Raw genomic sequence first — 24173 nt, 5'->3', positions numbered from 1 at the left:
ATTGGGAAAAAAGAAGACTTGTTTTGCTATTTTTGGGTATTGTATAAAATTTAGTCTTCTATTTAAATCAGAACTATGGGTTATCCACGTCTTAGGATACGAACAGCAATTGTTTATCTAAGTATTCTTAGTTTTTTTCTGCTACAAAATTGTAGCGCACAAACTGTAAATACACATTTAATACAGGATGAGATTGAAACGGTAACCGTAGAGAAATTGGCCTACTATCTCTATTATCCCCAAGCGTATGAAGTTAACGAGAATGAATCTTTCCCCTTATTACTTTTTCTTCATGGTGGCGGTGAAGCAGGGGGTACGCTTTCTGAAGTAAAATCCAATGGACCTCCTAAACTCATTGCCGAAGGGAAACAGTTTCCCTATTTGATCTTGGCTCCGCAGAACCCGCATAAAAGAAAGTGGTGGAATACCCAGGCCATCATGCAATTGTTGGACACGGTAGTAAAGACCAATAGGGTAGACCCTAAAAGGATTTACCTTACCGGACTTAGCAGAGGAGGGAGTGCCGCTTGGGAATTGGCGGTTCAATATCCAGATAAATTTGCAGCGATGGCCGTAGTTTGTGGAATGACTCCGGTGCCTTATGCTTCCTGGCTGGATAAAGATATGCCCATTTGGGTTTTTCACGGAGAAGATGATGCTTCCATTCCGGTATCGGAATCCGATGAAATGGTGAAAAAATTAAAAGCTATGGGGCGCAATGTAACCTATACCCGTTATAAAGGAGTTGGACATAATGCTTGGGAAAAAGCCTATGCCAATGAAGAGCTCTATGAATGGTTTGTACAATACGAAAGAAAACAATGAGGAAAAATCAAACATTTGACCTGGGGTGGATTTGTATAGTGCTCATACTCCTATGCGGATGCAAGCATACGTCTACAATTTCGGATAAGGAGGCGAAAAGTAAAATTCGATTAAATCAAATTGGATATTACCCAAACGCATTAAAAAAAGCGGTGGTCGTTGTTCAGGATGATTCCTTTAATAACTTTCAATTGATCAACACCCAAACCCAAAAAGTAGTTTTAGATACGCTTTTATCCAGCATTAAAAGCTGGGACTTGGCAGGGGAAAAGGTCCAGATAGCTGATTTTAGTGCTGTTGCGGCAACAGGAGAGTATCAGGTTTTTGTTCCTGGTCTCGGATATTCGTATCCTTTTGAAATAAAATCCCATGTTTATGAGGAAGCTTTTAAAGGATCTATAAAAGGATTGTATTATCAACGTGCAGGAATGGCCTTGGAAAAAAAATATGCAGGAAAATGGCATAGAGCTATGGGACATCCAGATGATAGCATAGGATTTCACCCTTCCAGTGGCAAAACAACAGGGGTGCTACAAGCTACCAAAGGATGGTATGATGCAGGAGATTACAATAAATATGTGGTAAACGGAAGTTTTCCTTTAGGACAGTTGTTTTTATTGCAACAAGAATATCCCAATAGTATTGGGGATGGCGATTTAAATATTCCAGAAAGTGGAAATTCGCGGAGTGATTATTTGGATGAATTGAAGTACGAAATGGATTGGTTATTGTCCATGCAAGATGAGGATGGAGGGTTATTCCATAAACTGACCACCTTACAATTCGAAAAAATGTTGATGCCCCATAAAGCGGTGCAAAAACGTTTTATTGTTGGAAAAGGAACAGCGGCCAGTCTTGATTTTGCCGCAGTAGCAGCACAAGCGTACCGTATATTTAAATCAAGAAATGAAGCCTATGCAGCGCAATGCCTGATGGCTGCAGAAAAAGCCTATGAATGGGCTGTGGATAATCCTGAAATAGTATATAGAAATCCGGATGATGTGGGAACAGGGGAATATGGAGACACAGATTTTATGGATGAATGGTATTGGGCGAATGCCGAATTGTATGTAAGTACCCAAAACCCAACATATTTGGAGGAACTTCAAAAACGGGAAGTAAGTTACCGTTTTAAAGCAGGAGGAAATTGGAAAACTTTTATGCGTTTCTTGGGAATTTTTGATCTATTAGATCATAAAGAAATTATTTCTACGGCAATGTATGCAGATTTAAAGGAAGGCGTACTTGGCGTAGCCGATTCTCTAACTATTAAGGCGAGGCAAATGCCGTATTTTCAGTCCATAAACGATTTTAGATGGGGCTCCAATAGCGATGTACTCAGCGCAGCAACAATTTTAGTAAGCGCCTATCGCCTTGACCCACAACCAAAATATCTTCAAGCTGCCCAACAGGCCGTAGATTATATTTTTGGGACCAATGCCTTGGGATATAGCTTTTTAACAGGCTTTGGAGATCTAAGCCCCATGAATATTCATCATAGGCAAAGTACCGCCGATCGCATTCTGGAACCGGTTCCGGGCCTCTTGTCCGGAGGACCAAATAGTCGCTTGCAAGATACCATAGATGGCGCCGTGTATCCTAAAAATGTTGCGCCCATGCAAAGTTGGGTAGATCAGGAAGCCAGTTATGCCAGCAATGAAATTTGTTTGAACTGGAACGCTCCTTTGACCTATGTTCTTGGTGTATTAGAGGCAGAAGCGCAATAAGAAGACGTTTTTAGGTTCTTTCTAACATCATTACAAGCGATATTATAGTATTTTAGCCTCTTAAGTTGAACGCCGGTAATTATGAAGTGTATTTACTTTTTTTCCTTAGTTTTTATTTCAATCCTATTTTTTTCCTGTGGTGATGAAAATAAAAAACAGGACCCCAATCATAAATTTACGAATGCATTGATTGATGAAACCAGTCCGTATTTATTACAACACGCGCATAACCCAGTTGATTGGAAACCTTGGAGCCAAGATGCTTTAGATCAGGCCAAAAAAGAGAATAAATTGGTATTGGTGAGTATTGGCTATTCCTCTTGTCATTGGTGTCATGTGATGGAAGAGGAAACTTTTGAAGACGAGGAAATTGCGAAAATGATGAATGAAAACTTTGTCAGTATTAAGGTAGACCGGGAAGAACGACCCGATGTGGATCAGGTCTATATGACGGCACTTCAATTATTGCAAGGGAACGGAGGGTGGCCTTTAAACGTAATTACCTTGCCCAATGGAAAACCGCTCTATGGGGGTACGTATCACACCAAAGAACAATGGAATAAAGTACTGTTGGATGTCAGTAGACTCTACAATGAGAATCCGGAGAAGGCCAATGAATATGCTGATCGTTTGGCCGAAGGGATCCAAGAAGTCAATTTGATCCAACCCGTTACCGATTTTGAGGAATTGACCCAAGAAGTACTTGCCACCAGTGTTAGCTTATGGAAATCGGCCTGGGACGAAGAATGGGGAGGAAATACCGGACGCGAAAAATTCATGCTACCCAGCAATCTCGATTTTTTATTGGATTATGCGGTTTTGACCAACGATACGGCCACTAAGGAGTATGTAGCTTTAACCCTGGATAAAATGGCTTTGGGAGGAGTTTATGATCATGTAGGGGGCGGATTTTTTAGATATAGCACCGATTCCTTTTGGAAAGTGCCCCATTTTGAAAAAATGCTTTACGATAATGCACAGCTGATAAGCTTGTATTCCAAGGCGTATAAGCTCTTCAAAAAACCGATGTACAAGAAAGTAGTCCTAGAGACTATTGCTTTCTTGGAACGTGAGATGAAGCGGGCCGAAGGTGGCTACTATGCTGCCATAGATGCCGATAGCGAAGGCGAGGAAGGAAAGTATTATGTGTGGACCAAAGAGGAACTACAACAGCTTTTAGGAGAGGATTATGAACTTTTTGCAGCATATTACACCATTACGGAAGCCGAAGTATGGGAACACGGAAATTATGTACTGCATCGCTCTTTGGATGATGCTAGTTTCATAAAGAACCATAAGTTTACCGTATCGGATCTGGAAGCTATGAAGAAAAGGAGCGTAAATGCACTTCTAAAGGCTAGGGAGTCCAGAATTCGACCAAGGACGGATGATAAAATACTAAGTTCGTGGAATGCATTATTGATCAACGGTTATGCCGATGCGTACAAAGCCTTTGGGAATCCTGAATTTCTAGAACGAGCCGAAGCTATTTTTGATTTTTTAAAGACCGAGAGTTTTAAGAACAATATATTAATTCATTCCTATAAAGAAGGAGGAAGGCGTACAGAAGGTTTTTTGGAAGATTATGCTTTTTTGGTGAATGCGTCCCTCAATTTGTACGGTACTACTTTAAGCGAGAAGTATTTGGTTTTCGCCCAAAATCTGCATCAAAAAACCCGTGCTGAATTTGCCGATAAGACTTCCGGAATGTACCGGTACAATAAAGGCAACAGCCTCATTTCTAAAATTATTAAAACGGATGATGGTGTTTTGCCTTCCCCAAATGCCGTGATGGCCCATAACCTATTCCAATTGGGGCATATTAATTACGATAAAGACGCTTTGAAAGAAGCAAAATCCATGCTTTCTTCCATGATTTCATCGGTTAAGGAAAACCCGGCTAACTACGCACGATGGGAAAAATTACTATTACATACGACCTATCCTTACTTTGAAATGGCCGTGGTTGGGCAAAAAGCTCCAGGTATCATGAAGGATTTGAATGCCAGACATATTCCCAATACGCTTATTGTGGGAAGTACACAAGATAGTGACTTGCCACTCTTTAAGAACAGATTTGACGCGGAGGATACCTATATTTACGTATGCCAAAACAGTACTTGTAAACTTCCGGTCAATACCATTGACGAGGCCATGCGGCAATTGCAGAATTTCTAAGGGGTTTCTTCTACGGTGATGTTTTCTAGGTCCTTCAAGAAAAGTACATGGGATTTGCTCTTGAGCAGCTTGAAGTCCTCGCTATTTTTTTGACCCGGATAAGGGCCAAAAAAATGACTTTTTCGCGCATTTCGCCAAAATAATGCCCATGAAATCCCTGTATTGGCAATGTTTTTATCCAAAACCTCAGTCCACCAATTCTTCACTTTTAATTTGTTGAGACCCGCTTCGGTAAGGGCATAAGGTTTATTTTTGGCCACGGCAATTTCCCCAACTATGGGAATATTGCTATTTAAATCCTTGATAAAACTTGCTGTTGTCCAATGCTGATAGATATCCACACCTAAAATATCTACAAAATCGTCTCCGGGATAATAGGTGAGATACTCCGCTTTATCCGTAAAAGTATTGGGGGAGTAGGCATACAACAATTGCGTGAGCTTAAACTCATTTTGCAATATTTGTACAGTCTCTCGCCAAAGTAGTTTGTACTCTTCAGGGGAACAATGTCCCTTGCCCCACCAAAACCATGAACCATTCATTTCATGAAAGGGACGGAAAATAATAGGAATGGGTTTCCCGGAATCATCATATAGTTCATTCATGAAAATGGCAAGTCTAGACAACCAAGTTTTGTATTTTTTATGAAATTTTCCGCCTTTAATAATGTGTTTTACCGCCTTACGCGTATGCCAGGAACTTCTATTGGAAGCCGGATTGTCCGGATGCCAACTAATGGTGATGATTGCTCCTTTGGCATGTGTTTTTTTGATTAAGGACTTCATCAATGCAAAGGATACTGTATCTAAATTAAATTGATTCCCTAACTCAATATGTCCAATTTCAAACCCATGTACCGCGGGATGGTCTCCTGCGACATCTTTGACATCACTACGATATAGGTCCGGATTTCCGTTGTGTTTCCAGTTTATACCATATGCAGTGGCATCCTGATGCCCAAAGGCATAGCCCTTCTTGGCTACTGCCTGGATTTTTTCATACAGCAATTGAGCTTTAGGATCAATTTTTCTCGTAATGGACATTTCTTTTTTTGAGATTATTGGAGCAACGGATTTGCATGATCCCAATAAAACAATGCCAATGAATCCTAAAAGATAGACAAGTTGGGCATTGGATGCATTTGTACGATATGACATTATAAGCTGTCTTATTTAGGCCCAAAGGCCGTTTATACTATTCTGAACCATAAATTACACATCCTATAGCCGTATTTATTGTGATAGCGCTATTTCATCTTTCTTTATAGAAGGAGTATTCACCTGTATAAACTGCAGGTAATCACTGTTTTTGGCCACAAGAATATAGGTATGGTCTTTAAACCGTATTTTGGTCATATCCTTAACGTCCCCTTTGGCAAAAAAACCACTGGATTTTGCCGTAATGGGAGTGAAATTTCCTTGACCATCTCCTTTTAGGAAAAGACCATTGCTAGCATCATTTCGGGGAGTTTCTACTTCCGAATTATGTAAATTTCCTGCGATAACAACGTCCAAGTGCTCATCGCCATCAAAATCTTCTACCAATACCCGATTGATATTGGAAATCTGCGCCAATTGCGGCAAGGTGTGAGACACAAACGAAGTGCCCTTGTTTTCGAGATAAATACTGGCAAAAGATTTTACTTGATAATGCAATGATTTATTGAGTTCATCCTCTGAATATACATCTTCTAAAGTGGCAGTGGAAAAAGAAGTATAATTTTCAAATTTCTTCTTGATGGAAGGAATTTGTTGGGAGGAACATTCTCTTCCCCGTACCGGATATTTTTCACCTCCATTATAATAACTCAATACAATGTCATTATGCTCATTATTATCGAAATCACTGGAATAAATATCAAAAGTTTCCTCGGCATTGGCCTTATACTTAAAATTAAGGCCTAAGTTCCCTACAATAAAATCCATATCGCCATCTTGATCAAAATCCCCTTCTTCAATACTAAACCACCAACCGTTGGATTCTGAAAGTCCCAATTCGGTGGTTTTATTTTCAAAACGACCATTAGTATTCTTTAAGACGGTAATGGGCATCCACTCGCCAACGATGACGAGGTCTATCTGGCCATCCTTGTCGTAATCCGTCCAACGGGCATCTGTAACCATCCCGAGCTTATTAAGATCAGGCGCTATAGTAGCGGTCACATTCTTGAATTGAGCTCTTCCTTTAGTACTGACATTTTCCAAAATATAACTATTGGCGGGCTGCGGGTAATTGCCAGGGATCAAACGACCTCCAACAAAGAGGTCCAAATCCCCATCTTCATCAAAATCATAAGGATGTACACGGGATCCACTGGTGATCATTTCGGGTAAAGCCGTAGCAGAACGGCTAAAATTACCCTGACCATCATTGATGTACAATCGATCCTGTAACATGGGGGAGTTGGGTTCAAATTCGTTTCCTCCACTGACCACATAAAGGTCGTTGTCCCCATCCATTTCGGCATCAAAAATATGGACGTCAATATCTTCATGGAGCTTATCCTCTAGCAATACATCCATAGGTTGTTTTACAAAACCTTCTTTGGTTTGATAATAAACAGCAGTAGCATCATAGGAAGCCCCTCCTACAACAAAGTCTTCCAAACCATCACCATTAAGATCCCCAACGTCTATACCTGGTCCAAACATAGAAGTTTGATGGGGGAGAAGTACTTCTTTATCAAAATCGTCATAGAAGTTTTCTATATGGCGGTGTTGAACTAAAAAGGTAGTATCGGCTTTGGTAGAAAATATTTTTTCTGAACTTAAGGTAGTTGAAGCTACAGGCCGATCAACGGCATCGCCATGGGAAATGTCTAAAAATTGATTTGCCTTAATATCAGTAAGAATGGTCCACTTTCCATCGGGCCATTGCACCCTTAAAGAATCTATAGTATTGGCCTTGCCAAGGCCAAAATGTAGTTGAGGGGCTACTGAAGACTGGAAACCACGCGTTAGTGTCATTTCTTGAAATTGTTTGCTCTCTCCTGCAGTAACGTACGCCTTAACGCCTATCCCAAAAGGATTCTTGGCATTTCCCTTGAATTTTAAAGTGATGTGATTGTTTTTAAGAGCACTTGAATTCTCAAAAATAGTAGCGTAATCATCAATATTGTTGTTAATGATTTCCAAATCCCCATCATTGTCCAGATCCACATAGATGCTCCCATTGGAAAAGCCCTTATAACTTAGGCCCCAAGTAGTATTCATTTGTTCAAAACTGAGATCACCTTTATTACGATATACGAAATTATCAACTTTTTCGGAGGGCATTCCCATACTATAGGCCAAGGAATTTTCCTGAATGTCATTGACTTTTTTCAATTTTTCGAAGTAATCCTTATTATTGATTTCGCGGCGGGTACCATTGGAGATAAAGACATCTTTCCAACCATCATTGTCCAAATCGGCAACAAGGGGCCCCCAGCTCCAATCTGTGGAGGAAATTCCTGCCAATCGGGAAACATTACTGAAATCGGGCAAGCCGTCATTTACCGTCCCGTTATTCATTTGAAGGCTATTTTGCATGTATTGGTAATGGAAGCCCGAGTTTACGGTACTCCAAAACAAATCAGGATTCATACTGGCCATATTGGCTTTAGACCGTCGATTATCTTGAGCAGTCATATCTACCTGGAAAATATCCAGTAGTTGGTCGTTGTTGAAATCGGCAATATCTACGCCCATACCATAGAAAGAGGTATTTTTAGTAGCTTCTTTCAAGTTTTCGGAGAAGGTGCCATCTCCATTATTGATATAAAAAAGATCTGGAGAACTAAAGTCGTTGGAGACATATAGATCAGGCCATCCATCTTGATTGACATCGCCTACGGTAGCGCTTAACGATAGCCCAAAATTGAGCAAACCTGCTGCTTCGGTGACATCGGTGAAGCTATTGCCGTCATTGCGATAGAGTCTATCCGATTCTTCTAATTTAGGGAAGGTTTTTTTTATTCTGTAGTATTGATTGGGCGCGTTAAATGGGGATGGAGGGTAATTGGCCACATATAAGTCAAGATCTCCGTCTTGGTCATAATCAAAAAAAGTGGATTGAACACTATTTCCGGAATCGGCCAGTCCATAGGCTTTGGCATTTTCCGTAAAGGTACTATCCCCATTATTGATAAAAAGTTGATTCTCTTTAGGACCAAATTTACCACCTACCGCACAATAAATATCCAAGAAGCCATCATTGTTCACATCGGCCATGGTCACTCCGGTATACCAGCGATCATCTCCTTGCACTCCTGCTGCTACAGAAATATCCTCGAATTTTAGATTTCCTTTATTGAGGTATAATTTATTAGGCACCATATTTCCGGTAAAAAACAAATCTACCAGACCATCATTGTTAATATCCCCGGCAGAAACACCACCACCCATATAGATATACCCATAGGTAAAATAATTCAAGGAATCATTTTCAGTAAGTGTATTGGCGAAATCAATTCCGGATTGTTCTTTGCTCACAGATTTGAACAGTGTATTGCCCTGTGTTGCCCCTGAGTCATCGGCACAGGAAAAAAAGAAAAATAGGGATGCAAACGCAACCATAAAAGGGATAGGGGAGGAATTCTTCATTCTATTTTTTTGACTTTAAATATAAGGATTACTTCAAATGTAATCTAGAAAAGAAATCATAAAAAAGCAGGATATCCGAAGATATCCTGCTCAAAATTATAGGTTTAACTATAAGGATTTTAAAAACTTAGTAACCAGGATTCTGCGTCAATACATTACCACTAAGGTCAATGGCATTAATTGGAATTGGAGACAAGTCAAATCTAGCTTCGTATGGTGCAACTTTGCCCGCAAAATTCGTAATGGTACGAGATTCATTTGCAAAGTAATCGTTCATTACTTGCGTAGCAACACCCCATCTTCTTAAATCGAATAAACGGTGTCCTTCCATACCTAATTCTACTCTACGCTCAAAACGCACGGCTTGGATAGCGAAAGCTTGATCAGGGAAAGAAGGATATTCCGCCACTAAGTAATTAGCAGCAGGACCACTTCCATCCAAAGCTTGTACCGGAGTACTGTTTGCTGCTCTCGCTCTTACCTGATTCACATAGTTCAAGGCCGTTGCCAAGTCTCCGGTTTCAGCGGCAGCTTCAGCAGCCATTAAAAGAACATCTGCATAACGCATAATATTATAATTTACCCCAGAGTGTTGCTGACCCCATGCACCAGTTCCTTGATTGGCTGCAAGTTCACTCATTTGATACACATTCTTTTTAGGTAAATAAGGACCGGAAATATCGTTGAAACCAGCTCTGATCCACTCTTTTCCAATGTGCTCCCCAAAACCGTTATAATCAATACCTCTACGTCCAATGGTATAATCCAATCTTGGATCTAAAGTCCCTGCTTCAAGCGTATGAGGCTCTGCACTTTCAACACCATAATCATTAGCAATATCACTATCGTTAAAGGTGTCTAATAGGGGCAATCCAGCAGCATCGGTTTTAAAGGCATTGGCCAAATCAATAGATGGCTGATAGAAACCACAGCAAGAACCGAAAGGTCCACCACCAGGGAAATTCAATGTACTTCCTTGGTTACCGTTAAAGGATTGTCCTCCATCAGCAGCAAACTGTATAGCAAATACAGATTCTGGTCCATTTTCACCAGAAGCCGTAAAGTTGTCCAAGAACTCTGGGGCCAAGGCAAATTCTCCACTGCTGATTACCGTATTTAATAAGGTCAATGCTTGCGCAAATTCTCCTTGATACAAATGTGCTTTCCCCATAAAGGCTCTAGCAGTACCTGCTGTAGGTCTTCCTGGATCACCTTGCGTAGCAGGCAAATTATCAATAGCAAATTGGAAATCAGCTTCAATTTGATCCCAAGCTGGACCTGGGTTTGGCTGATTGAATTCCTGTGCATCAAAATTCTCTACAGAAATTATGGCCACATTTCCCCAAATTTTAGTCAATTCAAAGTAGAAGTGCCCTCTTAAGAAACGTGCTTCTGCTTCCTGTCCAGTAATGGCAGCAGCTTCAGCCGTAGTCAAGGCATCTCTGTCGATACCAGCAATTACAGAAAGCACTGCATTGGTTCTGTTCAAGGCACCGTATAAGGCCGAGAACTTTCCTAAGAAATAAGGGTTGGAAGTTTGAATATCATTGGTTTCTATTTGGAATAATTCAATTTGATCTCCATCAGTACTTCCTTTATGGGCATCATCTGCCCATACATCAAACCACCAATTGTCTCCACTAATGGCAAAGCCATTTCCGGACAGATTATTTCTAGTTCCATCCAGAGCAGAATACGCACCGGTCAACAACAAGTTCACTCCCTGAGGGTTCGCCAGTGTTTCCGGACTTAAGGCTCCCACCGCGGGAGTACTAGCAAAATCATCACCGCAAGAATGCAGTATGAACGTGATTAAAAAAACATAAATTAATTTCTTTTTCATTTTTTTACAATTTTAAATTAGCACCTAATGTAAATATTTGGGATAGTGGGAAAGTATTGGTGTCTACACCAATGGTTAAAGCGCTATTCGCACCACTGTTTGGTTGAATTTCTGGGTCAATACCATTGTATCCTGTTATGGTGAACAAGTTACTGGCATTCACATAAAGACGAAGTCCATCAAGTCCCCATTTGTCCGTAATAGTACTAGGAAAATTGTACCCTATGGACAAGTTCTTTAAACGTACGAAAGATCCATCTTCCACAAAGAAAGAGTTTGGACTAGTTTCGTTATTGGTAAGAGAAGCACTGAGCGCAGGCGCAGTACCGTTAGGATTCGTCGTTGCATTAAAAGAATTCAATACCCTAGCATTTCTATTTCCGTTAAAGAAGGTCGGGAAATCGGTAAAGATTCTATCGAAGTTATAAATATCGTTCCCAACTACTCCAGAAAAGAATACACTGATATCCCAGTTTTTGTATTGACCGTTCAAGTTCAATCCAAAAGTGAAATCAGGATGAGGAGAACCAATAAAGTCTCTATCATCATCGTTGATGATGTTATCTCCATTTAAATCTCTATAACGTAATCTACCTACTCCGTCAGCATCTGTTGCAAATCCTTGGTCAGGACCGGCAGCAACTTCAGCCTCACTTCTGTAGATACCATCTACTACTCTTCCGAAGAAAGAAGATAGTGGTTGTCCTACTTGAGTTCTCGTAATAGAACCTCCTCTGAATTCGTTTCCTACCTGGAACTCACTTGCTAACTCCGTTACCTCATTGTCAATCGTGGAAACGTTAAGGTCTGCACTATACTGGAATCCACCAGAAGTCTGGTTTTGATAGGATAAACTGATATCCAAACCTTTGTTTTCAATAGACCCTAAATTAAAGAAGGGCGCACTGGCATCGGTTCCAGTTGTTGGGTTGGCATTTAAGTTCAAGGCAATTAGATCTTCTGTCTTAATATTGAAATATTCTATCCCGAAGGTTAAGCTATTCTCCAAGAATCCAAATTCTGCACCTACATTAAAACTCTCACTGGTTTCCCATGTAATGTTAGGGTTTCCAAATTGACTAAAGAAAGCTCCGGTTGCAGCAGATCCCCTTGCTCCCGTAAAAGAAGCATCAGCAATAGCATTGTTCAATGCAAATTGATTGTTTCCAGGGTCTCCGGCAGGTAATTCCTGGTTACCCAAGGCACCCCAAGATACTTTGAATTTTAAACGATTCAACACCCCGTCTTGGTTGAAGAAATCTTCATTACTGATGACCCAACCAGCACTAAATGCAGGGAAGATATCACTTTGGTTATCCCCAATAAAACGTGAAGAACGGTCCCTACGTAAGGTAGCTGTCAATAAATATTTATCGTCATAAGCATAGTTTACCGAACCAAAGAAAGAAGATAAGGTGTTTTCAAAATCAAAGGTATTTCCTTGATCTACAATTGGCGTTCCAGAAGCATTTCTCAGCAAATAGAAATCAGGAGTTTCGAAAAGGAAACCGGTAGCGGCCACCTGTAAACTCTTTCCTGTGCTGGAGTTTGCTTCAATACCCAATAAGGCATTGATGTTATGCTTTCCAAAAGTTTTGTTGTAGTTCAACGTATTGGTCCATGTCCAGTTATAGGACTGGAAATTCTGCTCCGTCAATGTATTGGTACCACGAGCTTCAGAATGCTCTGGGTTTAAGGCTAAGAAACTTCTGGTATTGAATAAGTTGATATCACCACCAATACTTGTTTTAAAGGATAGTCCATCATAAAGTTTCACTTGTGCATAAATATCTCCTAAGATTCGTGTTCTTTTGAAGAAGTTATCTCCAGCTCTTTCCAAATCGGCCACTGGGTTTGTAGCATTGGATAATCCAATAGCGTTGTTGTACGTACCAGCGAAACGACCTTCACTGTCACGAACAGGAACCAAAGGACTGATACGTTGGGCCAACTGTACGGTATTTCCTCCTCTGCTCTGTTCAAAGGATGCGTTGAAGTGCTCTCCTACGGTTAACCAAGGTGTTACTTTAAATTCAGAGTTTAACCGAATCTGACCTCTCTTAAATTGAGTCGTCAGCTGAATCCCCTGACGATTTAAATAGCCTAAAGTTGCAGAATATCTTGAAGACTCACTACCATTGGATAGTGTGGCAGATACATTCTGCGTAGGTGCATTTCTAAAGATTTCTTCCAAGAAGTTGGTTCCTCCCGGACGAACATTAGCGGTAACCGCTTCTCCCGTTCCTAAGAAAGAGGCACCTTGTAAGGTTGCAGGTACAACCGCATTAGGTCCACTTCCATATTGAGGGTGAGATACTGTTGCACCGTCATTGGCCAAACTTTCAAACAATACATCACCCAATTGTTGGGCATTTAAAATGTCTGGTAAACGTGTTGCTCTGGCAAAACCAGTATATACATCTAAAGAGATGTTGGCTTTATCCTGATTATAATTTCCATTTTTTGTGGTAATAATGATAACCCCGTTAGATGCCCTTGCTCCATAAATAGAAGCAGCGCCATCTTTAAGTACGTTGATCTGCGCAATATCATTTGGGTTGATATTGTTCAAAACACTACCGTCCAAAGTTTGAAGACCATCTATAATGTATAGCGGGTTGTTGTTGTTCGGTGTACCAAAACCACGGATACGTACAATTGGCGTACTTCCGGGAGCACCGTTGTTCGTAATACTAACCCCTGTTGCTCTACCTTCCAAGGCTTCCGCAACGTTAACGATGGGAGCCTTGTTGGCCTCGGAAACATCTACTGATGCTACCGATCCGGTTAGGTCACCTCTTGTTTGCGTGCTATACCCCAGTACAACCACTTCGTCCAATTCACTGGCATCCGTTGCCATTTGAACGTTGATCGTTGTTCTTCCGTCTACAGCAATTTCTTGGGAAGCATACCCAATGTAGCTGAAAACTAGGGTTGCATTGGCATCTGCCGTAATGGTGTAATTTCCGTCAAAGTCCGTTTGAGTTCCATTGGTCGTTCCTTTAACGAGAACACTTGCTCCAGGCAGTGGGGAACCATCTTCATCAGTTACAGTACCTGTAATAGTAGATTGTAATACTTCATCGGCCACCATAGTCAAGGTGGTCGTGTTCGCTTGGGCCAATTGGCCTCCAAAGTAAAATAACAATAATAAAACCTTTAAGCCAAAAGAATAGGCCTTGACCTTCCTCTTTTTTGGTTTTAATAAATAACAATCACTTTTTTGAGTCATAATCATTAGTTGTTTAATTAGTTTAATTTATTTATTGATGTTTTTATCCCTTAAAATATCAATATGGTAATAAAATGATATTTAAATTGAAAAATCACCGTAATTATACTAAAATAATTTGATTTTACTGATGTTTACAGGCGCTTTCTGCGAATATGATTTTTACGAAAACGTTGTAGTTTTTGATATTTTGACAGGATTCTTACGTAAGTTCTTACAGGAAGCAACCGTTTCTTTAAATTAAAAATAATGTAAAAAAAATGTTAAATCCTACTGGGATTATGGGATATCTATAATTATAGCACCTATTATTTGTCAATTTAGCACTAAAAAAAAGTATTTTATGAATCTGAGAATACCATAAAATTATGCCGTTTTTGTAGGATTTAAGCAATAAAAAACACTTTTTTTTACGAATTTCATGTTTTTTAAAAAAGATGGCCTTTTTTTATGAACTTGATAATTTTTCGAAAATTAAAAAACCAACCAAACTTTTCTTGCCCTTTGTTTTGGATAAATGTTATAAATTGTCAACACATTCTTAAAATTACGAAATATGCAAATAATTGAATCCCCAACGATGTATGATGTCATTATTGTTGGCTCCGGTGCTGGTGGCGGAATGGCTACTAAAATTTTGGCAGATGCCGGCCTAAAGGTGGCCGTTGTGGAGGCAGGTCCCTTTTTTGATCCCAAAGATCCAGAACAAGCTACACAATTGAAATGGCCTTATGAGTCTCCAAGAAGAGGAGCGGGCACTACACGACCTTTTGGCGAGTTTGATAGCGCTTACGGAGGCTGGGAGATCGAAGGAGAGCCCTATACACAAAAAGATGGTTCTAGATTCAATTGGTTTCGCTCAAGAATGTTGGGAGGAAGAACCAATCACTGGGGACGAATTTCATTGCGTTTTGGTCCAAAAGATTTTAAACGTAAGAACGAGGATGGTCTCGGAGAAAATTGGCCTATCGGTTATGAAGATGTAAAACCTTATTATGATAAAGTAGATAAACTTATTGGTGTTTTTGGGACCAATGAAGGTTTGCCCAATGATCCAGATGGATTCTTTTTGCCTCCACCTAAACCGCGTCTGCATGAGCTTTTCTACATTAAAGGTGCACGAAAATCCAATGTTCCGGTAATACCTTCTAGAATGTCTATGTTAACAAAGCGGATAAACAAAGACCGGGGCGTATGCTTTTATTGTGGACAGTGTGCTAGAGCATGTGGAGTATATGCCGATTTCTCTTCTGGAACCTGTTTGATATTTCCAGCGCAAAAGAATGGTGGACAAATAGATCTTTTTGTCAATGCAATGGTACGGGAAGTAACCACTAATGAAGAAGGTAAAGCTACTGGAGTATCCTATATCAATAAGGAAGATCGCAAAGAATATAAATTGAAGGGTAAAGTAGTCGTATTGGCCGCTTCGGCCTGCAGTTCTGCCCGGATTTTATTGAATTCAAAAAGTAAGCAACATCCTAATGGCTTAGGGAACAGTAGCAATATTGTAGGAAAGTATCTTCATGATTCCACAGGTAGTAGCCGTTCTGCATTTGTCCCTGATTTAATGAATAGGAAGGTGTACAACGAAGATGGTGTTGGAGGATTACATGTGTATACCCCTTGGTGGTTGGACAATAAAAAATTAGATTTTCCGAGAGGCTATCATATTGAAGTTTGGGGAGGTTTGGGCATGCCAAGTTATGGTTTTGGTTTTAATCCCAATGCCCTTAATAAGTTTTTTGGCTTAACGGTAGGGGGTTATGGAGACAGTCTTCGGGAAGATGTTAAGAAATACTATGGTTCGGTAATGGGCATGTCTGGTAGAGGGGAATCTGTGGCAATGAAAGACAATTATTGCGAAATAGATCCAACTACCGTAGATGAATTTGGGGTTCCTGTGTTGCGTTTTCATTATAAGTGGTCCGATTATGAGCGTAAACAAGCTCGGCACATGCACCAAACTTTTGAAGAAATTGTTCATAATATGGGAGGACAGATGTTGTCATCGGCGCCGACCAAAGAACAAGACTACGGCCTCTTACGACCCGGGGAAATTATCCATGAGGTAGGGACTACAAGAATGGGAGATAATGTCAAGACTTCGGTAGTCAATAAATTTCAGCAATTACACGATGTGGATAATGTCTTTATCGTGGATGCGGGGCCTTTTGTTTCCCAGGCCGATAAAAATCCTACTTGGACAATTCTAGCGCTTTCATGGCGTACTTCAGATTACATTATTGAACAATTGAAACAGCAAAATATCTAGAAAATGGATAGAAGAAAAAGTATAAAATCGATGATTCTGGGGGCTACGGCAACCGGACTCTTGGCACATGGATGTAAGACAGAAGGCGAGAGCGCAGAGGAGGCCAAACAACAAGTAGAAGAAAAACATTTTGGACGTACCCCTGAAGAAAAAGAACAGATTGCCAAGCTTGAAGCGGAGCAATTTTTAAATGAACACGAGTTAATTACCATAGGTATTCTGGCAGATTTGATTCTTCCGGCAAATGAGACCAGTGTGAGTGCCAGTGCTACAGGTGTGCCTGCCTTTATTGAATTTATGGCGAAAGACATACCCGATATGCAAACCCTTTTGCGTGGTGGATTAATGTGGTTGGATCATGAGAGCAATACGAAGCATGGGGCTAGTTTTGCTACGTTACAAGAAGCACAGCAGAAAGGGATTTTGGACACCATGGCTTATCCTGAACCCGATATCAGGGATGATGAACAACGCTTGGAAGTTCAATTCTTTTCTTTAATGCGAAACCTGACCTTAACAGGCTATTACACTTCAAAAGAAGGGATAGAGGATCTGGGGTATAAAGGGAATTCCCCGAATATTTGGGATGGAGTTCCAGAAGATGTGCTTAAACAACACGGAGTAGCCTATGAGGAAGAATGGTTGGCCAAATGTGTAGATCATAGCAAGAGGGAAACCATAGCAGAGTGGGACGATCAAGGAAATTTATTGACCTAGCCTCCCTTTAGAATGTGGTGATGGCAATGAAACTAAACATAAAAGCAATCGGGATCGGTGTTTTGGTAGCCGTATTTGCCTTTGCTTGCAAGGAAAGCGCAAAAAACCAGGTGGTGTCAGGGAAAAGTAAGGAGGAAGTACAGGTCCTAGATACTTTGGAGGGGATATCTGAAATTTCCGAGGAGCTTCCTAAATTAAAATCTTTGGAAAACGAAAAGGATACCACTTTTATCCGTTTGGTAGATTACAGTCGTGATTTTGCATACGACCTGCGTTATGCTACCACTAATAATTTCCTTAAGGCCAAAGTCTACGATTGTGCAGAATGTTACACCCGGGTCAAAACAGCGAAAGCTTTGATCAAAGCAAATGCGGCACTTAAAGAAAAAGGCGTCAAGATCAAATTCTTTGATTGTTATCGCCCCAACGATGTACAATATAAAATGTGGGAAATTTTACCAAACCCCCAATATGTGGCAAATCCTAAAAAAGGCTCTATTCATAATAAAGGAGGTGCGGTAGATATTACTTTGGTCACGTTGGAAGGAGAGGAGTTGGATATGGGGACAGATTTTGATTTTTTTGGAAAGCGTGCCTATCACGACAATACGAATCTTCCTAAAAACATTCTGGAGAATAGAAAGTTATTGAAAGAAACCATGGAGTCCCATGGTTTTTGGTCAACACGAACGGAATGGTGGCACTACAACCTCTCGGCGGCCATACATTACAAAGTAGAGAATTTTAAGTGGCCCTGTGCGGAGTAAAACTGTATTTTAAGGGGCTTTCGCACTCTTGATCACAATATGGTTCTGGTGCATATCTTTGGTAAAAAAAAGATATACCTCACCGCCATCCCCAATTTTTAATTTCTTTCGGAGCGTACTCACGCTTTCCGGGAAATTTCGTGTAGTGATATTGGCCTTGGAGATGCCCGATTTGCGAATGTTCTTCTTGTGGAAAGGATAAACGGCTTCAATCCTAAAACGCCTCCCAGGAAAGTTTAAAAGTGTTTCAGCAGTGTACAAATGACTGTGTTCGTGTAATTTTTTTAGTGAGAATTGATTTGCGATAGTCTTAAAAGCCCCCGATTTCAAAATGGCCGCATTGGGTTCATAAAGATAGTCTAAAGGCATACTGTACTGCACAGTGGCTTCCTGTTCATCAATTCGTAAAAAACTAAATTTTTCAGTGCTGTTTTTTCTAAAATTTATGGTGTTCACGGTAATACCTCCCAAATACTCTTTTTCTACTACCCACAATAATTCCTTTACCTCATTATTGACGCTGACCACATGGATTTCTTTTACATTTTTAAGCTCTTTTAGCCCAACGGAAAAATCCAAAAGGGGAGAGGTCTTTAAAAGAACATGTGATGTTTTTTCAAAAATCAAAGGCAAATTTTCAGGAATATTTGGGAGACAATCAGATAGCAAAAACACTTTTCCCTTACGATCATTTCTTCGGGAAGGATCGCTGTATATCCAATCAAAATTTGCTTTGGAAGTACACAAAAAATCAATGCCATTTTTTGGGTGGGATTGGATGTTATTTGCACCCAAAATCTTAAAATTATGGGCGGCGATTTCTGAGAGTTCGGAGTCAATTTCACAATGAAAAACACGGTCCATTTTTTTACTAAAAAAATAGCTGTCAACTCCGAATCCACCACTGAGGTCGACCAAGGATTTTCCAGCAATAATTTCCGCTTTATAGCGTGCAGTTATTTCAGAGGAGGTTTGCTCAATTTGAAGTTTTTTGGGATAGTAAATCTTAGGGGAACGAAACCATGTGGGAAGCTTGTTTTTGCATTTTTTCTTTGCTTCAAGCTGTTGCACCAACTCTTGGGGTGTTACCCCCTCAAAAACCTGTTTTTTTAAAAGAACTGACATGATGTCAGTATTGTAATTTTTTATTATAAAATTTTGAACACCAGTATTTAATATATTTTTATTCAAAGTAAAACTATAAGTTTTTGGTCAAGGACTTTACAATCTTGTTTTCCGCTAAAAATTCCTTTAAAATTACCTTTAAAGCGGTATATCCAGGTACGGCAATGATCATTCCGGTTACACCAAATAATAATCCACCTATGATAATCACAAGGAAAATCTCCAAGGGATGTGACTTCACGCTATTTGAAAAAATATAAGGTTGGGAAAAGAAATTATCCACCAATTGTCCAATAACAAAACCAATCATGACATAGGTAGTTTTTGGCAAAATAACACTGCTAAAATCGGCCCCTAAATTGCTGGTCATGGAAAGTACCAACATAAGCACTCCACCGATCATGGGACCTATGTAGGGAATAAGATTTAAGAGGGCACATAAAAAAGCAATTACGATGGCATTTTTAATACCAAAAATGAGCAATACCACAGTGTAAATAATAAAGAGGATCAGGATTTGAAATACCAGACCAACAAAGTAGCGCGATAACAGATCTTTGATGGTGTTGATCGATTTTTTAAAACGACCTTCCTTGCCACTCGGAATAAGTACCAGAAGTCCTTCTTCGAACAGTTTACTGTCTTTCAAAAAGAAAAACATAATGAACAGGACAGAGAACAAACCGACACTTAAACTTCCCAAAATCCCCACAATCGAATTCAGAAAATTAGGGATAAAACCAAAGTCGAGATTCGCAAAGAATTTGGACTCTTTGATATTGGCCTCAATTTCTGCAGAACTAATGCCAAAATAGCTCGTCATCTGTTGGTATAAATTTTCAACATTGGCCTGTAGGGCATCAATATTTAATAGGGAAAGATTTTGGCCTTGTTGTACCAAGAGCGGAATGAAAAGTGCAATGATTCCAATTAAAACCCCAATTAGCAATAACATGGTGATAATAACGGCTAGGGTATTGGCAAATTTTAAACGTCTCCGCAGAAAAAGTACAATGGGCCTTCCTATAAGCGAAACTACAGCGGCGATGCCTATATAGACAAGTACAGCACTTATTTTGGAGAGAAAATAGCACAAAAGTACCACCCCAAGAATAATACCGAGTGCTCTAAGAATGCCATTAGCAATAATTTTTGAAGTCATGGTCTAGTTTTTAAAGGCGTATTGTATAATATTGGCACCCATTTGCAGTGCTTTGGTGCGAATAGGAGCTGGATCGTTATGTACTTCTTCATCTTCCCAACCATCGCCTAAATCACTTTCATACGTAAATAAGAGTATAAGCCTGTTGTTGTGAAATATTCCGAATGCCTGAGGACGTTTTCCTTCGTGCTCATGGATTTTGGGAAGCCCTTCTGGGAAGGAATAGGTTTGTTGAAAAATAGGGTGATCAGCCCCTAATTCTATCAATTCCTTGTCTGGAAATACTTTTGGGAGCTCTTTACGAAGGTATGGCTCCATCCCATAATTATCATCAATATGCAAAAAACCACCGGATAAAAGGTAGGTCCTGAGGTTGTCGGCCTCTTCTTGGGAGAAAAATACATTGCCGTGTCCCGTCATATGTAAAAATGGATATTGGAAAATAGCGGTATTGCCCACCTCTACCGTTTCAGGTTTCGTTGTGATCGTTGTCCCAATATTTCTATTGCAGAAGGCGATCAGGTTTGGTAATGCCGTAGGATTGGAATACCAATCTCCACCTCCATTGTATTTAAGGGTGGCAATTTTCTGGGCGGATACGGATAAACCGAAAAAAAAAGTTAAAATGCATATGGTGGACGTAAGTTGTTTCATGGAGCTACGAACTATTAAATAACTCAAATGTAATAAATCTCATGTTTAAAAAAATCATAGTCTTCGCAATTGTTCTTTTTAGTTTTGGTTTTATGGCCTTTAGCTCTCTGGAAATCGGGACAGATTCTGCTGAAGTAGGAGCGACAGAAGCGGCAGCTTCTGAATTTGATGTATATGAGCCTTTTGTGGTTTTGGAATTATTTACCTCCCAGGGTTGTTCCAGTTGCCCCTCTGCAGATGTATTGTTGAATAAAGTGAAGAAGCAATATAAAGAAGAGGTCTATGCTTTATCCTATCATGTGGATTATTGGAATTACATAGGTTGGGAAGATCCGTTTAGCAAAGCGGCATATACCAATAAGCAACGCAATTATAATATCAAGTTTAGAAGTAGAAGTAATTATACCCCTCAATTGGTAGTAAACGGGCAAGAACATTTTGTGGGATCAAGTAGCAGTAAGATGTATAACAGGATCAACGCTTACAAAAAGAAGAAGGCTTCTAATAAAATAAGCCTGAAAAATGTAAAAACATCAGCTAAGACGGTGCAATTTGATTATGACATTCTTGGAGATATCTCAGGAAAAAATATAAAGGCGGTGTTGGTCCTCGATGAGAGAACTACACAAGTTAAAAGGGGGGAAAACAGAAATAGAACATTGACCAATAGCAATATTGTAGTGGCCGAGAAATATTCCAGTATTTCAACGAACAATGGATCGGCTTCGATTGAAATTCCAAATATTGTGAGACCTAATGAAGCTATTCAATTAATGGTATTTGTAGAAAACAACGCCTATGATATTACGGCAGCCTCAAAACAGCGTATAAAGCACTAAAGATATAAACGAAGTTTGTTTGTGTTTAGTTTTGGATTGCTATTCCGCATTTCCTCACCAGTCGAGGGAGTGCGGAATTTTTTTTTAGGAAGACATATTTACAAAGCTAGCTGTTGTACATGCTACAATAGCTGCAGTTTCCGTTCGTAATCTATGTTCTCCCAAGGAAACGGGAACAAAGCCCTTTTCCAGCGCCAGAGTTATTTCTTTAGAAGAAAAATCCCCTTCCGGTCCAATCAAAATAGTGCCTTCAGACTGGCTGGAAAGCTGATTTTTGAGTTCTTTTTTGTTTCCTTCCTCACAATGGGCGATAAATAATTGTCCGGTATGCGGAAGAGCCATAAATGCGCTGAAAGCTATTGGAGGATTTAATTGTGGTAAAAAAGTGCGTAGGGATTGTTTCATAGCCGTTTGCACCACTTTTTCCATACGGGCCATCTTAATAACTTTGCGCTCCGAATGATCACAAATAACAGGCGTAATTTCATGAACCCCTATTTCGGTTGCTTTTTCTAGGAACCATTCGAAACGATCATTCATTTTTGTTGGGGCAACTACCAGATGTAAGCGATAATCTTTTCCCTTTTGTTGTTCAAGCTGTAGTATCTTAATACTACATCTTTTGGCATCGGCAACCATGATTACAGCTTCGAACAAGTGTCCTTTACCGTCGGTAATATGTACAATGTCATTTTCTTTTTTTCGCAAAACCCGGACAATATGTTTGCTTTCCTCCGAAGAAAAAGTGAACTCGGAATCTCCAGGTTGTATTTCTGGACTATAAAATAATTGCATAGATGCTATAGTTTACTTTTTGCATGTTCTAGGCCTAGGGTAATCCATTGTAATAGTTGTTCTTCTGTTTTAAAACCTTCGGAAGATACATATATAAACTCTTTCATAGGGCGTTTTGTAAAATCCATAGGACGCACATAAGGCAATTGAAGCAATTCGTCCATCTTCGTTGAAACCAAGCGTACCGCCAAATCATTTTTTAACACCCCCACTGTCATTTTACCCTGGTATAGAAAAGAAATGCCCCCAAACATTTTTTTCTCCGTAAATGTTTCGGGAAACAAGGCAATGGATGTACGTACCCGGCGTGCTAAATCTTCGGTAAGGGACATAAAACTAATTTTTAAATACTTGTTTGATTAGGTTGGCAATTCATGAATTATCCTATGACATATCTGGCCTTGGCAGTTATACTTTGATCGGCAAAGGTACCTTCCATAAATTTAAGATAGCCTACAATCCCGATCATTGCAGCATTATCCGTGCAATATTCAAATTTGGGGATATAACTCGTCCATCCCCAATTTTTTTCTGCAGCTTTCAACGCATGGCGAATGCCTGAATTTGCCGAAACGCCACCTCCAATGGCAATATGTGTGATTCCGGTCTGTTTTACTGCTTTTTTTAGCTTATCCATAAGAATACCGACTATAGTGTATTGAATAGAAGCACAGATATCATCCCTATGTTTCTTAATGAAGTCGGGATCTTTTTTGGTTTCCCGTTGAATGAAATATAAAATACTGGTTTTTAGGCCGCTAAAACTAAAATTTAAATCCCCAACCTTTGGCTTCGGGAAAGGAAAAGCTTTCGGATTTCCGGCTTGTGCATACTTATCGATCAAAGGACCTCCAGGATAAGGTAATCCTAGTATTTTAGCACTTTTATCATAGGCTTCCCCAACCGCATCATCCAAGGTTTCTCCCAAGATTTCCATATTGAAATGATTGTTTACCTGAACAATCTGTGTATGTCCCCCACTAATGGTCATGGCCAAAAATGGGAATGGAGGAGGAGTCATGCCTTCTTCCTCAATAAAATGGGCCAGAATATGCGCTTGCATATGATTTACTTCAATAAGCGGAATTTGTAGCCCCATAGCCAGGGATTTGGCGAAGGAAGTGCCAACCAGTAAAGAACCCATTAGTCCAGGTCCACGGGTAAAAGCTATGGCGGATAACTGTTTTTTATCGATATTTGCCTTGACCAATGCTTGGTGGACTACCGGAACAATATTTTGCTGGTGTGCCCTGGATGCCAATTCGGGAACAACACCCCCATATTGCTCATGGATTTCCTGTGTTGCCACGACATTGCTCAATTTTTTATTGTTAGAAAGTATCGCCGCAGAAGTATCATCACATGACGATTCTATGGCAAGAATATAAATAGTTTTGTTTTCCACCTCAGTTTGGAATAAAATTTGAATACACAAAGGTAAAACATAAAAG

17 protein-coding genes are annotated in these 24173 nt (G+C 39.9%); 7 read left to right on the top strand and 10 right to left on the bottom strand.

Features of this window, described 5'->3' with window-relative positions:
- Nucleotides 1-75: 75 nt before the first annotated feature.
- The 3 genes from ACEXOE_RS14055 to ACEXOE_RS14045 all read left to right on the top strand — a co-directional run bounded on the left by ACEXOE_RS14055 (nt 76) and on the right by ACEXOE_RS14045 (nt 4730).
- Complete coding sequence (locus ACEXOE_RS14055) at nt 76-825, top strand: carboxylesterase family protein (RefSeq protein WP_394749447.1); 750 nt, start codon at nt 76-78, stop codon at nt 823-825.
- Entirely contained in the window at nt 822-2552 is a 1731-nt protein-coding gene (locus tag ACEXOE_RS14050) for a glycoside hydrolase family 9 protein (RefSeq protein ID WP_394749446.1), read from the top strand. Before ACEXOE_RS14055 ends, ACEXOE_RS14050 begins: the two co-directional genes overlap by 4 nt.
- Before the next feature lie 81 nt (nt 2553-2633).
- Complete coding sequence (locus tag ACEXOE_RS14045) at nt 2634-4730, top strand: thioredoxin domain-containing protein (RefSeq protein ID WP_394749445.1); 2097 nt, start codon at nt 2634-2636, stop codon at nt 4728-4730.
- On the opposite strand, the gene ACEXOE_RS14040 is transcribed toward ACEXOE_RS14045, so the two are convergent.
- The 4 genes from ACEXOE_RS14040 to ACEXOE_RS14025 all read right to left on the bottom strand — a co-directional run bounded on the left by ACEXOE_RS14040 (nt 4727) and on the right by ACEXOE_RS14025 (nt 14388).
- Complete coding sequence (locus ACEXOE_RS14040; RefSeq protein ID WP_394749444.1) at nt 4727-5887, bottom strand: glycoside hydrolase family 26 protein; 1161 nt, start codon at nt 5885-5887, stop codon at nt 4727-4729. The genes ACEXOE_RS14045 and ACEXOE_RS14040 overlap by 4 nt on opposite strands.
- 75 nt (nt 5888-5962) lie before the next feature.
- Entirely contained in the window at nt 5963-9313 is a 3351-nt protein-coding gene (locus ACEXOE_RS14035; protein WP_394749443.1) for an FG-GAP-like repeat-containing protein, read from the bottom strand.
- 127 nt (nt 9314-9440) lie between these two features.
- A complete protein-coding gene (locus ACEXOE_RS14030; protein ID WP_394749442.1) occupies nt 9441-11156 on the bottom strand; it encodes a RagB/SusD family nutrient uptake outer membrane protein in 1716 nt (571 codons plus the stop codon).
- A gap of 4 nt (nt 11157-11160) precedes the next feature.
- Complete coding sequence (locus ACEXOE_RS14025; protein ID WP_394749441.1) at nt 11161-14388, bottom strand: SusC/RagA family TonB-linked outer membrane protein; 3228 nt, start codon at nt 14386-14388, stop codon at nt 11161-11163.
- 556 nt (nt 14389-14944) lie between these two features.
- Between ACEXOE_RS14025 and ACEXOE_RS14020 the strand changes: the two genes are divergently transcribed.
- Genes ACEXOE_RS14020 through ACEXOE_RS14010 form a run of 3 tightly spaced genes read left to right on the top strand, consistent with a single transcriptional unit; the run spans nt 14945 to nt 18147 of the window.
- Nucleotides 14945-16663, top strand: coding sequence for a GMC family oxidoreductase (locus tag ACEXOE_RS14020; protein WP_394749440.1), 1719 nt, complete (start codon nt 14945-14947; stop codon nt 16661-16663).
- Nucleotides 16664-16666: 3 nt separating this feature from the next.
- Nucleotides 16667-17380: a gluconate 2-dehydrogenase subunit 3 family protein gene (locus ACEXOE_RS14015; protein WP_394749439.1), complete on the top strand. Its 714-nt coding sequence runs from the start codon at nt 16667-16669 to the stop codon at nt 17378-17380.
- Between the two features lie 26 nt (nt 17381-17406).
- Nucleotides 17407-18147, top strand: coding sequence for a M15 family metallopeptidase (locus ACEXOE_RS14010; protein ID WP_394749438.1), 741 nt, complete (start codon nt 17407-17409; stop codon nt 18145-18147).
- A gap of 9 nt (nt 18148-18156) precedes the next feature.
- Here ACEXOE_RS14010 and ACEXOE_RS14005 read toward each other — a convergent pair whose 3' ends face one another.
- The 3 genes from ACEXOE_RS14005 to ACEXOE_RS13995 all read right to left on the bottom strand — a co-directional run bounded on the left by ACEXOE_RS14005 (nt 18157) and on the right by ACEXOE_RS13995 (nt 21088).
- Nucleotides 18157-19272 carry a THUMP-like domain-containing protein gene (locus ACEXOE_RS14005; protein WP_394749437.1) on the bottom strand — a complete coding sequence of 372 codons (1116 nt, stop codon included), beginning with the start codon at nt 19270-19272 and terminating at the stop codon, nt 18157-18159.
- A gap of 73 nt (nt 19273-19345) precedes the next feature.
- Nucleotides 19346-20434, bottom strand: coding sequence for an AI-2E family transporter (locus ACEXOE_RS14000; RefSeq protein ID WP_394749436.1), 1089 nt, complete (start codon nt 20432-20434; stop codon nt 19346-19348).
- Between the two features lie 3 nt (nt 20435-20437).
- Nucleotides 20438-21088 carry a DUF4159 domain-containing protein gene (locus ACEXOE_RS13995; RefSeq protein ID WP_394749435.1) on the bottom strand — a complete coding sequence of 217 codons (651 nt, stop codon included), beginning with the start codon at nt 21086-21088 and terminating at the stop codon, nt 20438-20440.
- Nucleotides 21089-21129: 41 nt separating this feature from the next.
- Here ACEXOE_RS13995 and ACEXOE_RS13990 point away from each other — a divergent pair, with 41 nt between their 5' ends.
- Complete coding sequence (locus ACEXOE_RS13990) at nt 21130-21927, top strand: DUF1223 domain-containing protein (protein ID WP_394749434.1); 798 nt, start codon at nt 21130-21132, stop codon at nt 21925-21927.
- 84 nt (nt 21928-22011) lie between these two features.
- On the opposite strand, the gene ACEXOE_RS13985 is transcribed toward ACEXOE_RS13990, so the two are convergent.
- The 3 genes from ACEXOE_RS13985 to tsaD are packed head-to-tail and all read right to left on the bottom strand — an operon-like array spanning nt 22012 to nt 24127.
- Nucleotides 22012-22722 carry a 16S rRNA (uracil(1498)-N(3))-methyltransferase gene (locus ACEXOE_RS13985; protein WP_394749433.1) on the bottom strand — a complete coding sequence of 237 codons (711 nt, stop codon included), beginning with the start codon at nt 22720-22722 and terminating at the stop codon, nt 22012-22014.
- 5 nt (nt 22723-22727) lie between these two features.
- Nucleotides 22728-23054, bottom strand: coding sequence for a TfoX/Sxy family protein (locus ACEXOE_RS13980; RefSeq protein ID WP_394749432.1), 327 nt, complete (start codon nt 23052-23054; stop codon nt 22728-22730).
- Between the two features lie 47 nt (nt 23055-23101).
- A complete protein-coding gene (gene tsaD, locus ACEXOE_RS13975) occupies nt 23102-24127 on the bottom strand; it encodes a tRNA (adenosine(37)-N6)-threonylcarbamoyltransferase complex transferase subunit TsaD (protein WP_394749431.1) in 1026 nt (341 codons plus the stop codon).
- Nucleotides 24128-24173 lie beyond the last annotated feature (46 nt).

The sequence above is a fragment of the Spongiimicrobium salis genome (assembly GCF_043678055.1).
Taxonomy (GTDB): Bacteria; Bacteroidota; Bacteroidia; order Flavobacteriales; family Flavobacteriaceae; genus Spongiimicrobium; species Spongiimicrobium salis.
This window is presented reverse-complemented; position numbering and strand designations above follow the sequence as displayed.